Source organism: Chryseobacterium sp. G0162, assembly GCF_003815715.1.
In the GTDB taxonomy this organism is placed as follows: Bacteria; Bacteroidota; Bacteroidia; order Flavobacteriales; family Weeksellaceae; genus Chryseobacterium.
The window spans coordinates 560,925-575,448 of record NZ_CP033922.1 but is presented as its reverse complement, the minus strand read 5'-3'; the positions used below and the strand labels follow the sequence as shown (position 1 = coordinate 575,448).

13 protein-coding genes are annotated in these 14,524 nt (G+C 36.7%); 7 read left to right on the top strand and 6 right to left on the bottom strand.

Translation table 11 applies throughout. The annotated features are described in order from the left end of the window. Nucleotides 1-4 precede the first annotated feature (4 nt). The 6 genes from EG344_RS02765 to EG344_RS02740 all read right to left on the bottom strand — a co-directional run bounded on the left by EG344_RS02765 (nt 5) and on the right by EG344_RS02740 (nt 7,088). Nucleotides 5-2,707 (bottom strand): ATP-binding protein, encoded by a 2,703-nt coding sequence (locus tag EG344_RS02765; RefSeq protein WP_123908179.1) that lies wholly within the window; start codon nt 2,705-2,707, stop codon nt 5-7. Further along, nucleotides 2,700-2,894, bottom strand: coding sequence for a hypothetical protein (locus tag EG344_RS02760; RefSeq protein ID WP_123908178.1), 195 nt, complete (start codon nt 2,892-2,894; stop codon nt 2,700-2,702). The genes EG344_RS02765 and EG344_RS02760 overlap by 8 nt, the downstream gene beginning before the upstream one ends. Nucleotides 2,895-2,961: 67 nt before the next feature. Further along, a complete protein-coding gene (locus tag EG344_RS02755; RefSeq protein WP_123860215.1) occupies nt 2,962-3,189 on the bottom strand; it encodes a DUF6814 family protein in 228 nt (75 codons plus the stop codon). Nucleotides 3,190-3,232: 43 nt separating this feature from the next. Next, on the bottom strand, nt 3,233-4,813 hold the full coding sequence (locus EG344_RS02750; protein WP_123908177.1) for an MFS transporter: 1,581 nt from the start codon (nt 4,811-4,813) through the stop codon (nt 3,233-3,235). Nucleotides 4,814-5,064: 251 nt separating this feature from the next. Continuing rightward, nucleotides 5,065-6,444, bottom strand: coding sequence for a porin (locus tag EG344_RS02745; RefSeq protein ID WP_123908176.1), 1,380 nt, complete (start codon nt 6,442-6,444; stop codon nt 5,065-5,067). A 227-nt stretch (nt 6,445-6,671) separates the two neighbouring features. Then, complete coding sequence (locus EG344_RS02740) at nt 6,672-7,088, bottom strand: helix-turn-helix domain-containing protein (protein ID WP_123908175.1); 417 nt, start codon at nt 7,086-7,088, stop codon at nt 6,672-6,674. 160 nt (nt 7,089-7,248) lie between these two features. Here EG344_RS02740 and EG344_RS02735 point away from each other — a divergent pair, with 160 nt between their 5' ends. The 7 genes from EG344_RS02735 to EG344_RS02705 all read left to right on the top strand — a co-directional run bounded on the left by EG344_RS02735 (nt 7,249) and on the right by EG344_RS02705 (nt 14,219). After that, entirely contained in the window at nt 7,249-7,887 is a 639-nt protein-coding gene (locus EG344_RS02735; RefSeq protein WP_228412845.1) for a GNAT family N-acetyltransferase, read from the top strand. Further along, the gene (argG, locus tag EG344_RS02730; protein ID WP_123908174.1) at nt 7,859-9,055 is read left to right on the top strand and encodes an argininosuccinate synthase; all 1,197 of its coding nucleotides are present in this window, start codon (nt 7,859-7,861) and stop codon (nt 9,053-9,055) included. Before EG344_RS02735 ends, argG begins: the two co-directional genes overlap by 29 nt. Before the next feature lie 54 nt (nt 9,056-9,109). Further along, complete coding sequence (argC, locus tag EG344_RS02725; protein ID WP_123908173.1) at nt 9,110-10,075, top strand: N-acetyl-gamma-glutamyl-phosphate reductase; 966 nt, start codon at nt 9,110-9,112, stop codon at nt 10,073-10,075. A gap of 73 nt (nt 10,076-10,148) precedes the next feature. Next, complete coding sequence (locus EG344_RS02720; RefSeq protein ID WP_123908172.1) at nt 10,149-11,294, top strand: aspartate aminotransferase family protein; 1,146 nt, start codon at nt 10,149-10,151, stop codon at nt 11,292-11,294. A 43-nt stretch (nt 11,295-11,337) separates the two neighbouring features. Then, nucleotides 11,338-12,291, top strand: a complete 954-nt coding sequence (locus EG344_RS02715; protein WP_123908171.1) for an N-acetylornithine carbamoyltransferase — start codon at nt 11,338-11,340, stop codon at nt 12,289-12,291. 76 nt (nt 12,292-12,367) lie between these two features. Next, entirely contained in the window at nt 12,368-13,162 is a 795-nt protein-coding gene (gene argB / locus EG344_RS02710) for an acetylglutamate kinase (RefSeq protein ID WP_123908170.1), read from the top strand. Further along, the gene (locus EG344_RS02705) at nt 13,137-14,219 is read left to right on the top strand and encodes a M20 family metallo-hydrolase (RefSeq protein ID WP_123908169.1); all 1,083 of its coding nucleotides are present in this window, start codon (nt 13,137-13,139) and stop codon (nt 14,217-14,219) included. Before argB ends, EG344_RS02705 begins: the two co-directional genes overlap by 26 nt. Nucleotides 14,220-14,524 lie beyond the last annotated feature (305 nt).

The window sequence follows — 14,524 nt, the reverse complement described above, 5'->3', positions numbered from 1 at the left end:
TTTTTTAAAGGTGTTCAACTTCATTTTTAATCTCTTTTGTTATACTGTTAGGAAGGCTGATGGTAAAAGTTACTCCAAGACCGCTGTTTTCCGCTTTTATACTTCCGTTGTGGGCTTGTATTATTTTCTTGGAAATGGCAAGGCCAAGTCCGCTTCCTGTAGGTTTTAAAATATTTTGATTTCTGGATTGATAAAACTTGTCAAAAATCATTTCCAGATCCTCTTCCGGGATGTGCTTTCCGGTATTGAAAATGGTAATTATCAATTGATTTTCCTTTTCAAATAATTTAGTTTGTATCGTTCCCTGTTCATCCGTAAATTTTAAGGCATTTCCCCATATATTCTGAAGCAATTGAATCATTCTGGCTTCATCATACTCAAATATAACCCGATTCAGGAGATTGACCTCACTTAAATGAATGTTTTTCTGTTGTATCAGGTGAAGGAGGGGGCTTAATGCTTTTTTATAGGTTTCAAGAATGTTATTTTGTTGGATACTTAATAAGATTTCACCATGTTGAAGCTTATCAAGATAAAGAATATCGTTGATGATTTCACTTAATCTGTCAGATTCGGTGATGATATTGTTTAAAAATTCCTGTTTAATTTCAAAAGGAATGTCATCATCATCAGCCAGTATTTCCCCGGCTGAGCGGATCGCTGTGATGGGAGTTCTCAGTTCATGGGCAACAGAATCCAGAAAATCATCTTTTTGACGGTCTTTAACGATTAAGTTTTCATTAGCTGTTCTGAGGTCATTAGAGAGCTTTTGTAATTCTTCAGACTGTTCTGTAAGTTTTTTGTTTAAGCTGATATTTTCCTTAGATTCTTCAAGGATATTCAAAACTTCCTTAAGAGATATTTTATCTTCTTTGGTGACCCCTTCAATCAGAATTTTAGCTGATGCTGTCCCGATTCGTCCTGCCAGAAGGTTTTCCGAGAATTTGATGAATCTTGAATCGGCAGTCTCTGTTTTAGAATCAATATTATATTTTAAATTGAAAATTCTCAAGGCCTGTTCGGTCTTGTTTTTACCTAAAAATCTCTCCAGTATATTTTGAATGTCAGAGATGTAGGCTGTTCCCCTCCAGATAAAAGCATTTTCATGATTCTGAATGTATTTGTCGATATCTACATACAGTTCGGCAAAGTTTCTTTCACGGTAATTTCCTTTGGTACTCACGGAAATAATGGTAAATAAACCTGTATTCACCAGCATTGACCAAAAAAATATTTGCGGAATCCTTGCCAGATAAGGAATGGTGAAGAAATTGAAAGAATTGTACATATCTCTTAAAACCCCTTTGAGTTCCTGGTTGTATGAGAAATAATACTGCGGGATGATTAATCCGAAATAGCATATGGCTAATCCTGCAGCAAGACCAATCACTGCACCTTTGTAGCTTCCTCTTCTCCAGAATATAGCGCCGAAAAAGGCAGGTGCAAGCTGTGCAATGACTACAAACGAGATTAATCCAACAGAATCCAGTGATGTTTTTAAAATGAAATATTTATAGAACACAAAAGCCATGATAATCAGTGCGAAAATGCTGAATTTCCTAATGTTAGTGATGCTTCTTGTATTTTGTGCTTCATTCTCAGATTTCAGTTTTCCAAGTAAACCATAAGGAATGATAAGGTTGTTGGAAAGCATAATGGATAAAGTGATGGCCGAAATAATAATCATGGAAATACACGAACTCAATCCGCCAAGGAAAACCAAAACGGTGATTAAAGTATTGTCAAAATGCTGCGGAATTAAAATAGAGTAGAATTCAGGGTTTACCTTTTCTCCATCAAAGATCAGTCTTCCACCCCATGCAATCGGAAAAATGAATATAGTGAAGGTCAATAAATAAAGCGGAAAAAACCAGATGGCTGTTCTGATATGCTTTTCCTGTCTGTTTTCAACAATCGCTGTGTGAAATTGTCTGGGTAATATGCAGATTGCTGTTGCTGAGATCATGCACAGAACCATCCAGTTCATGGCTCCTTCAATCCCATTAAATGTATTTTTTTCTTTAAAATCTTCAAAATGACTGGCTTTCTGATAAATATCTGTAAACCCGTCAAAAACATAATAGATCACAAAAAGCCCAAGAATGATAATAAAGAATAGCTTTAAAAAGCTCTCCAGGGCAATGGCAGAAATGATTCCCAGTCGTTTTTCCGAAGCATCTACATATCTCGTTCCATAATAGGAAGAAAACAAAGCGATTAGAACAACAACAAATGTGGCATTATCGGTCAGGATATCCTTTGACATAGGAGTTTCCGTTACCAGATGGAAGGTTTCAGATATGGCTTTGATCTGTAATCCGATGTAAGGAACAATTGCTAACAGGCAGACAATCGTAATGATGGCACCCAGACTTCTGCTGTTTCCATATCGTAACGAGATGAAATCTGCAAGACTGCTTATTTTATTAACCCTGGCGATTCTTACAATCCTTGTATTGATATAGATCCAGGCAGGGATAATCATGGCAGGGCCAATATAAATAGGTAAATAATTTAATCCGCTTGTAGCAGCTACACCAATACTTCCGTAGTAAGTCCATGCTGTACAATACACAGCAAGAGACAATGCATAAATGTAAGGATTGTTGATCCAGAACTTACTTCTTTTCTTCTCTGCCAGGTGAGCAACTAAGAACAGAAGAGCCAGATAAAACAGAACCACAAAAAATAATGCAATACTACTCATTGTATTTTTTAACAATTACAAAGGAAATTATGATAGAGATCATCCAGACAGCGAACAGGTAGATAAGGAACATGGGATATCCAAACACTTCTTTTTCACTGTTGAAAAGCAGCGAAATAGGGATGCTGAAGGCAATCATCAGTCCAATACTCAGGATAACCAGTTTTTGTTCGTGTCTCTTTTTCATAAATGATGATGGATAAAAAGATAATTGATGAACAGTATTATTCACCAATTACCTTTATCTTTTATAATTATATTTTTTCATCAGAATATTCTCCGGTTAAGGAATAGTAACCAAAAACAGCCATTCCGCCTGAGATAATCGGCATCAGTACAAACATAATGATGATTCCGAAAACCAAATCTTCCTGTTTTCCTGAAGTGATCTTGGGGATTCCCATTACCGTAATTCCAAAATACCCTACGACCACTGCTATTGCGATCCAAAGTATACCTAATATTTTTTTTAGTCCGTTCATTTTAGTAGTTTTAAAATTAATAAAAATTTGAGTGATTCAGTGATTAATCGTGAAGATTATTGTTCTTATTTTTAAGATAAATTAATCCGATAATCAAACAGACTGCGGCCACTCCAATCGGATACCATAATCCTTCCAGATACCATGTGGCATGTCCGGCTTCTTTTCCGGTGGTTACAAGATAAGTAGCTACGGCAGGAAGAAGTCCTCCAAATACCCCATTTCCAATGTGATAAGGCAAGGACATCGAGGTGTAACGGATTCTTACCGGGAACATTTCAACAAGGAACGCAGCAATGGGACCGTAAACCATGGTTACAAAGATGACCTGGATGAATACCATGAATACCAAATACCATTTTGTGCTGTCACTTACTTTTACCGATTGTGAAACCTTTGGTTCTTCAGCTTTTCCCTCTTTCATAACCGGACCGCTTGGTGACCAGTGAACGATGCTGTCTTTTTTTATTAAAGTACCATCGGTGAAAAGTGTTTCTTTATGGAAGGTAACAAGGCTGTCTGTTGCAATATCCTTGTGAATTTTTGCCGTTCTCTTTTCTGTAATTCCGTTGGTGGCAACTGTTTTATTTTCAAGGCTGACGCTTTTGAACATAGTGTCGTAAATAGGTCTGTAAGCTAAAATAGCAATCAGCATTCCGGTCATCATCACCGCTTTTCGTCCGATTTTATCTGACAGCCAACCGAAAAATACAAAGAAAGGAGTTCCTAAAAACAAAGCGGTTGCCATTAAATAATCTACCTGCGTAGAATCAATATTCATTACTTTTTGCATGAAGCTCATGGCGTAGAATTGTCCGGTATACCAGATTACCCCTTGTCCCATAGCTGCTCCAAAAAGGGCAAGCAAAACGAATTTGAAGTTGAATTTATTACCAAAACTCTCTTTTAAAGGATTTTTAGAAGTTTTGCCTTCACTTTTTGCCTTGGCAAAAAGCGGAGACTCTTTCATGTTTTTTCTGATGATATATGAAACACCTACCATTAAAATGGAAATCCAGAAAGGAATTCTCCAACCCCAACCATCGAATTCTTCCGGAGAAAGGGTGGTCTTTGTGATTAAAATAACAATTAGTGAAATGAAAAGTCCTGCGGTGGCTGTAGTTTGGATCCATGAAGTCCAGTAACCTCTTCGATGTGGTTGTGCATATTCTGCTACATAGGTTGCGGCTCCTCCATATTCACCCCCAAGAGCAAGTCCTTGTAATAATCTTAGGATTAAAACCAAAACCGGAGCAAGGAACCCGATGGTTTCATAACTTGGGATACATCCGATCAGGAACGTGGAAAATCCCATAATGAGTAGCGTGACGAGGAAAGTATATTTTCTTCCGATAATGTCACCCAATCTTCCGAAGAATAAAGCCCCAAAAGGTCTTACCACAAATCCTGCGGCAAAAGTAGCTAAAGTAGACAAAAATGCTGCTGTCGGATTGTCAGCCGGGAAAAACTTGGTCGCTAAAACGATGGCTAAACTTCCAAAGATATAGAAGTCATACCATTCTATCAATGTTCCGAGGGATGAGGCGGTGATCACACTCCAAATAGTGCGGTTTTTCTGCCTGTCGGTCATATTTTCGTAGCTTTCGTGATGATTTTCGCTCATATTGATTAGTTTTTGATGTTAATAGAAAATGGAATAGTGAGGCGTTTTATTCTTAATATCTTATTCCTATGACTCTGTCATTTTGAATACAGATTGAAGGTCTGCGAACGTAGTTCAGAAGTGAAATGAAGAATCTAAGCAATATTATGAGATTCTTCCTTCGTCAGAAATCGAAGATTCGACGTAGTCAATGACAGTGATGTAAAATTGTATAGAGTCATTATAATTTTTATAGCCTTAGTGTATTCAGATTATAAATAGATCTGGAATTGCACAATGAATTCTCCTTTTGAAGATGGGCTTTCAGAAGGACTTGTGTAAACCGGTCTTGTAGAATATTGCGTAGTGATTTTTGCGTGATGTCCATCAATAAACCAATTGGCTCCAACATCAAACTGAGAAGATGATTTATCAAAAGCTTCAAAGTTTTTATGAGTATAAGCTGCAAAAGGTTGTATTCTGATCTTTGGCTTTTCTGCCTGACTTGGTAACAGTAAACCAGCCTGTGCGTAGATAATATTGCCTGTTCCGATGGTGGGTTGTAGATTTCCTGGCCCTGCGATGGCTTTGTTGCCAATGAAATTAGGATCTGTTGCTGCAATATTCATTGTTCCCAGATTTCTTACATAGTTTGGGCCGAAATTGTAATTATAATATCCTGCGTAAGCCGAAACGGCCATTTTGTTTTTTGCTTCTCCTAAAGGAATATCTGCGAAAGCATCTACTGCGAAAAGAGTAATGTCGTGTTTTTCAACATTTGAATTTACGGAAGTTCTGGTGCCGTCTGCCTGATGGTAAAACCCGGCTCCTACATTGAAAACCTTCTTTGTTCCCAAATAAGACCCTACTTTGAAGGGTAATGTGTTGGATTCCTCATCAAGAAATTGATATTCCACATATCCTGCTTTTGAGAAACTTGGATTTCCATTATTGTCTACAGCTACAGCTTTTGATGGATCGGTTACGTTGGCAGGAGCAAGATCTGTAGCAAAAGGTTTATTTAAACTAAAACGATACTCTAGTTTTCCGTATTTCCCCTTGGCGAACATTCCGATTTGTCTTCCAAACTGATCCGAATTATCAATTAATGGCCAGGAGAATACCGGAGAATCTACCGTAAGGAAATTAAGAGTGGAGGCCATGGTCATACGGGAAAGTCCCATGTAGTAATGAAGTCCGGCTCCTAAAGATAAACTGAATTTTCCTGCTTCTCCAGGTAAAATAACTGCATATTCATTCCAGGCGTCATGAAAAAACATCTGGGTTTTCTTTCCGTTTCCATACCCTCCTGTTCCTGAAGTACCTGTAGCACCTCCGTTAATGAAAGTCTGATTATTGATCCCAAAATGAAGAAGAATCATATATCGTTTGGAGATTTGTGCATATGTTAAAGCGCGTAATCGTCTGTTTCCCAGGTTCCATGTGTTGTCTGTTGGTTCATTTCCAACCATGCTTCCGGGATTCATTGCGCTGTTTCTTAGCCACAGCTGATCCCATAAAATAAATCTGATGAATTTGTCTCCCTCAGGGTTGAGGTTTATTTTTAATCCACTGCCGTAATCAGGAGAACCCTGCGAATACATAGATCCGCTAATTAAGGCTACTCCAATGAATGTAAGTAATTTCTTCATAAATTATCAATTTTTGGCGTTGTTTTTTGTGAAAGCCAAATTGGAATTAATAATTTATTTACGAAAATTTAATATATATTAGTGGTAATAGTATAGTTATAATTTGATACGTGTTACGTGTTCGGGATTTTGTGTTCCTGTTTTTGGGATTTTTTTTTATTTTAACCTGTTGATATTTAGTAGTTTTTTGTATTCTCACAACGCACTATGAATCTCGTACCTTAAAATTACTTCTTAAATCTTTCCCATTTAATCAACATATATTTATCTGCAAACTGAGTAATAATAATCCCTGAGTTTTTGATATTGTCCTCCTGAGCAATATATTCAATTAATTCATTTTGTTTCAGTATTTTATATACAGGATGGAATTCGGAATGAGGAGGTCTTGTAATATTATATTTTTTGATCCATGAACTTATCGTGACATGGGAAACTCCTATGATTCTTTCGATTTCACGGTAGCTTAGCCCTTCAAGATAGAGCTGTAATGCTTTGGTGACATAATAGTCATCAATCTGTTTTCCCAGTTTTTTAACAGTAAAATAATAGTTGCAGCTCTTGCAGAGAAACCTTTGTTTTTCATTAACGATACCACTTTTAACTACTTTGTTACTCTTGCATTTAGGGCATATATTTTCCATAGCTATATTATTTTAGCAAATATATAATAAATTAGCAAATATACATTTTTGAAGAAAGATAATTTTACCTGTGTAATTTTTTAAAACAAAAAAAATATCTTTTTTATTTGCATTCTAAAGAAAATATATTTTAAATTTGCCAAAAAAATTAGATAAATAAATGGAAATAGAAATTTCCTCATGCGAACATCTAATGTATGTGAGTGAAATACAGCAGGAAATGTATGATTCTGCACAGCGCAGAGGAACGGGAATCGCAAAACGTTCCATAGAATATTTGAGTAAGAAGATTTCAGAGGGCAATGCTGTGGTAGCCACTGAAAACGGTGAGTGGGTAGGCTTCTGTTATATAGAGACCTGGTCACATGGGAAGTTTGTGGCTAATTCGGGATTGATTGTATCTCCCAAATTCAGGCATGGTGGAGTAGCTACTCAGATTAAGCATAAAGTTTTCCAGTTATCTAGAGAAAAATATCCGGAAGCAAAAGTATTCGGATTAACAACAGGTCTTGCGGTAATGAAAATCAACAGTGATTTAGGATACAAGCCGGTCATCTATTCTGAACTGACTCAGGATGAGGAGTTCTGGAGCGGTTGTAAGAACTGTGTGAATTATGAAATTTTAATGAAAAAGGAACGTAAAAACTGCCTTTGTACAGCAATGCTTTTCGTTCCTGAAAATGTGAAAAAAGATAAGGTTGTAAACAATCAGCCTGATAATAATAAAGTAAACAGTGTTGTGAATGAGCAACCAGAAATTAAATATTGCAATGAACAAGAAAGTCATCTTAGCGTTTAGTGGAGGTTTAGATACTTCCTACTGTGCAAAATATCTTAGTGAGACTCTAGGGTATGATGTGTATGCGGTTACTGTAAATACCGGAGGTTTTTCCAAAGAAGAAGAAAAAGAACTGGAAAGAAAAGCTTTAAACCTTGGAGTAAAAGAGTACAGGTGCGTAGACGCTCAGGAAGATTATTACAATTCTTGCGTGAAGTATTTAATTTTCGGAAATGTGCTGAAAAATAACACATATCCTCTTTCTGTAAGTGCTGAACGTACGATTCAGGCGCAGGAAATTGCAAAATATGCCATTGAAGTGGGAGCAGATGCTATTGCCCATGGAAGTACAGGAGCTGGGAACGATCAGGTTCGTTTTGATCTGATTTTTCAGGTGATGTGCCCAAATATTGAAATCATTACGCCGATCCGTGATATGGCTTTGTCCCGTGAAGAAGAAATTGAGTTTTTGAAAAGCCACGGATATGAAATGGAATTCCATAAAGCACAATATTCAGTGAATAAAGGACTTTGGGGAACTTCTGTAGGAGGGAAAGAGACTTTGACATCAAGAAACTATCTTCCGGAAGAAGCTTTTCCGTCTCAGGTTCAGGAAACTCAACCTTCAGCATTAGAAATTGAGTTTAAAAATGGAGAAGTGGTAACGGTAAATGGTGAGAGCTTTGAACATTCTGTATATGCTATCCAAAAAATAGAAGAGTTGGCTTCTGCATACGGAATCGGACGTGACATCCATGTAGGAGATACGATTGTAGGAATCAAAGGAAGAGTAGGATTTGAAGCGGCAGCAGCTTCAGTGATTATCAAAGCGCATCATTTATTGGAGAAACATACGCTTTCAAAATACCAGCAAATGATGAAATCTCAGTTGTCTGACTGGTATGGAAACTGGCTTCACGAAGCACTTTTCTTGGATCCTGTGATGAGGAATATTGAATCTTTCTTAACGGATTCCCAGAAAACAGTGAGCGGAAAAGTATTTGTAACCCTTCATCCATACCGATTTGTTTTAAACGGAATTGAATCCAATCACGATTTAATGTCGGATAAATTCGGAAGCTATGGAGAAGCTAACAGAGCGTGGACAGGAGAAGATGTAAAAGGATATACCAAGATTGTGAGTAATTCTTTAAATATATATCACCAGATTAACCAAAATATCAACTAGAGTTCCGAAAGAACGATTTAACAAAAGATAGGATATGGTCCTATCGATTAAAACATGAAAAAAACAGTAGGAATAGTTGGTGCCAATGGTTATACAGGAAGCGAGCTAATACGTTTGCTGGCTTTCCATCCCCATGTGACATTGAGTTTTTTATATAGTCGTTCGAATTCGGGAACAAGAATTTCTGATCTGTACCCGGATTTAACGACCGTTTGTGAACAGGTTCTGACGGATAAGCCTGAGGAGGTGGATATTCTTTTTTTATGTCTTCCTCATAAAGAAAGTCAGAATTGGTTAACTCAAAATCCGGTTAAAGAAGAAGCCCTGGTTATTGATTTAGGAAATGACTTCCGTTTGGATGGAAATTTTGAAAACAGAAATTTTATCTACGGATTACCGGAAATCAATAAAAAACAACTGTCGGGTTCAAAAAGTATTGCCAATCCAGGATGTTTTGCTACAGCAATTCAATTGGCATTATTACCATTAGCTGAAAAGGAAGTTTTGGATGAAGTTTTCACAACAGGGATTACAGGATCTACAGGAGCGGGACAGTCTTTACAGGCAACCACACATTTTACCTGGAGAAATGATAATGTATCAGCTTATAAAACGTTGACTCATCAACATGTAGATGAAATTTTACAACAAATAGTTTTGTTTAATCATAAAAATGTCAGCCTGAATTTTGTACCATGGAGAGGGGATTTTGCAAGAGGGATTTTTACAAGTTCTACAATGAAAACAGATTTGGGACTTTCTGACATCTATCAATTGTATCAGGATTTTTATGCAGAAGCACCGTTTGTTACGGTAAGTGAAAAGGCAATTGATTTAAAGCAGGTTGTCAATACCAATCGCTGTGTGATCCAAATTGAAAAGAGTGGAAATGTTGCCGTTATTCACTCAGCGATTGACAATTTGTTGAAAGGAGCTTCAGGACAAGCTGTACAAAATATGAATATTGCGATGGGCTGGGAAGAAAATACAGGCTTGAATCTGAAACCGATAGCATTTTAATGCACCAACTGATATTTATGGGGACTCGAAACTCGAATCCCATATCATTAATCAATTATCATTTATAAAAGACATGAATTTATTCAACGTATATCCATTATTCAACATAAATCCGGTTAAAGCTCAGGGATCTTTCCTTTGGGATGATAAAGGTGAAAAATATCTTGATTTTTACGGAGGACATGCTGTTATTTCTATCGGGCACAATCATCCGCATTATCAAAATAAATTAAAAGAACAGCTAGAGAAAATTTCTTTCTATTCTAACTCAGTTCAGAATGAATTACAGGCAGAGCTGGCTGAAAAACTTGGGAAGCTTTCAGGATATGAAGACTACAATCTTTTCCTGTGTAATTCAGGAGCAGAAGCTAATGAGAATGCATTGAAATTGGCTTCTTTTCACAATGGAAAAAGTAAAGTGCTTTATTTCTCAGGGTCATTTCACGGGAGAACTTCCGCAGCTGTTTCTGTAACGGATAACCCAAAGATTGTTGCTCCGGTGAATTTTTCAGAACGATTCATTAAATCTGATTGGAATGACATTGAGCAGCTTGAAGAAACCTTTGCAATACACGGAAATGAAATTTCTTCCGTAATTATTGAAGGAATTCAGGGTGTAGGAGGAATTATGATTCCAACAACAGAATTTTTATCTAAAATTAAAGAATTATGTGATCAATATGATACGGTTTTGATTTTAGATGAAGTACAATCAGGATATGGAAGAAGCGGATACTTCTTTGCTCATCAGGAATTCGGGATTCAAGCAGATATTATTACCACAGCTAAAGGAATGGGAAATGGATTTCCGGTTGGCGGGGTTTTAATCAGTCCTAAATTTCAGGCTAGTAATGGTCTGTTGGGGACAACATTTGGTGGAAATCATTTAGCTTGTGTAGCTTCTATTGCTGTTCTGGATGTAATGAAAGATGAAAATCTTATCGAAAATACTCAGCAAATGGGTGAGTATATTGAAAATGAAATTAAAGATTTGCCCCATATTAAATCCATCCGAAGGAAAGGATTGATGATTGGAATAGAACTCGACAGGGACTGTTCAGAGGTAAGGAAAAGCTTACTTTTTGATCATCACATTTTCACAGGAAACTCAAACGATAAAAGTGTTTTAAGGATTCTTCCGGCACTTAATATCAAAAAAGAGGAAACGGATCTTTTTATCAATGCTTTGAAAACAGTATTAGAAAATATTGAAGATTAAAAAGACTAAGAAGGTAAAGGAAAATCTTTAAAATCAATTCAAAATGAAAAAATTCACTGCTGTAAGTGATGTAGAAAACTTACAGGAAATCATAAAAAAAGCTTTAGAAATTAAAGCGAACCCACTTTCAGAAACAGAAAAAGGAAAGGGGAAAACTATAGGACTTGTATTCTTAAACTCAAGCTTAAGAACCCGTTTAAGCAGTCAGATTGCAGCACAAAACCTTGGTCTAAATGTATTGACTTTAAACGCAGCGCAGGAAGCATGGAATCTTGAGTTTGCAGATGGTGCGGTGATGAACGGAGATACAGTGGAGCATATCAAAGACGCTATTGAAGTTTTAAATCAATATTGTGATATCATCGCTGTTCGTTGTTTTGCTGGAATGAAAAGTAAGGAAGATGATGTAAATGAAAGCATTCTGAGTCAGTTTGAACAACATGCAAAAGTTCCTGTTATCTCTTTAGAATCAGCAACGCGTCATCCTTTGCAAAGTCTGGCAGACTGTATTACGATTACAGAAAACTGGAAAGAAGACCGTAAACCGAAAGTGGTATTAACCTGGGCACCGCATATCAAACCGATTGCTCATGCTGTAGGAAATTCCTTTGCAGAATGGATGCAGGAAATGGATGTTGAATTAGTAATCACTAATCCTGAAGGGTATGATTTGGATCCGGCTTTTATAAAAGATACAAAAGTGATTCATAATCAGGAGGAAGCCTTGAAAGATGCAGATTTTATCTATGTGAAAAACTGGTCTTCGTTTGATGATTATGCAGCAATGCCTGAAGTAAAGGAAGATTGGATGCTGACTAACGAAAAACTGGCGAATACCAACCAGGCAAAAGTAATGCACTGCCTTCCGGTTCGCCGTAATGTAGAATTAAGCGATGAAGTAATGGACGGAGAAAATTCAATCATCTACCAACAGGCAAAGAACCGTATTTTCTCAGCACAGGCAGTCTTCAGCGAAATTCTAGACAATATAAAATAACATCCAATGAGTCCCAAAGGGACGATTTAACCCAAGATAGGAATAGATTCCTATCAATTCTAAATGTAAAATAAAAATGAAACAGAAAATATACATCATAAAAATAGGCGGAGCGCTCATTGATGATGAACGATTACTGGATCAGTTTTTAGATCAGTTTTCCGAAATTAAAGAAAAGAAGATCCTTGTGCATGGCGGAGGTAAGTTAGCCACAACATTGGCTGATAAGCTAGGCATAGAGCAGAAGATGATTAACGGAAGGAGGATTACGGATAAAGATACATTGGATATTGTAACGATGGTGTATGCTGGTGGAATCAATAAAAATATTGTTGAAAAACTACAGCAGAAAAAATGCAATGCTATTGGGTTTTCCGGGGCAGATGGAAATCTGATTAAAGCAAAAAAAAGAGAGCATTCGGAAATAGATTTTGGATTTGTAGGAGATGTCAATAAGAAAAGTGTGAATAAAAAGCTTGTTTCAAAATTGATTAAACTGGATCTTATTCCTGTATTTTCTGCTATCACGCATGATAGAAAAGGAAACCTTTTTAATACCAATGCAGATACTATTGCCTCTGTAATTGCGCAGGCTCTGTCTGAGAAATATGAAGTAGAACTCCTGTATTGTTTTGATAAAAATGGAGTCCTGGAAAATGTAGATGATCCCGAATCTCTTATCAAAAGTATTTCCGAAGATGATTTTACAGCATTGAAGGAAGAAGGAAAGCTTCACAAAGGGATTTTACCCAAATTAGAGAATGCTCTTGGAGCTATAAAGAATAATGTAAATAAGGTGTTTCTGATTAAAGAAACAGAATTAAAAAACCATATAGAGAATCATCATGCAGGAACTGAAATCTGTTTATAATAAAGAAGAATTATTGAATAATGCTGTTGAGCTGCTTAAAAAGCTGATTGAAATTCCTTCGTTCAGTAAAGATGAATTCAATACGTCGGTAGAGATTGAAAACTTTTTTAAAAAGCATCAAATTCCGACGAAGCGTTTTAAAAATAATATTTGGGCGGTCAATAAAAACTTTGATGTATTTAAGCCTTCAGTTTTATTGAATACACATCATGATACGGTAAAACCTAATAAAGCTTACACACTTGATCCATTTGTACCGGTTGAAAAAGACGGTAAACTTTTCGGGTTGGGCAGTAATGATGCCGGAGCTTCTCTGGTTTCTATGGCGCAGGTTTTTTTACATTTTTATGAGAAAGAAGATTTAGAATATAATTTAGTGATTGCGTTGACAGCAGAGGAGGAGATTTCAGGTTTTGACGGAATCGAGGCTCTGTTTCCACAGTTGCCAAATATAGAGCTTGCCATTGTAGGAGAACCCACGCAGATGAATCTGGCAATAGCTGAAAAGGGACTGTTGGTGATTGACGGAGAAATGAAAGGAACTCCTTCTCATGCTGCTCATCCTAATGATGATAATTCCATTATCAAATGTATGGCGGATCTTCAGGGAATATTAAACTTTAAATTTCCGAAGGTTTCAGACTATCTGGGCGAAGTAAAAGTAACCCTGTCCGGAATTCATGCCGGAGTACAGCATAATGTAGTACCGGAGTCCTGTCATTTCACACTGGATGTAAGGGTAACGGATGAATATTCCAATAAGGAAGCCTTTGAAATGATCCAGTCCCAGATGAAATCAGCACTTACGGCAAGGTCTTTCAGGTTGAATTCTTCAAAAATAGAGATGGATCACCCGTTTGTTAAAGCCGGACTGGAAATAGGAAGGACAACCTATGGTTCACCAACGTCTTCAGATCAGGCGATTATCCCGTGTACATCTGTGAAATTAGGACCTGGAGACAGTAGGCGCTCGCATACAGCGGATGAATTTATCTATATCAATGAAATCGAAGAAGGTATTGATATTTACATCCAGATTTTGGAAAAAGTGTTATAAAGAAGAGATGGGAATAGGAAGATGGAAGAATGGAAGTTGTTATCGTTGGTTATTAACTTCCAGCCTCTAGCTTCAGGCTTCCAGCTTAACATATATTTTGACTAATGCTCAGCAGGCAATAAAGTTTACATTTTAATAAGGATTTATGCAAACGATACCATTAAGAAGTGACTTTATATATTAAGGAAATGTTTTTTTATAGTTAATAATAATAAGGATAGTCTTGCTGGGCTTGTCAAAATCAATCAAATATTTTAAATCGGGCTGTTACGCAATCAATATATGATAGCAGTCTTAGAAAAATC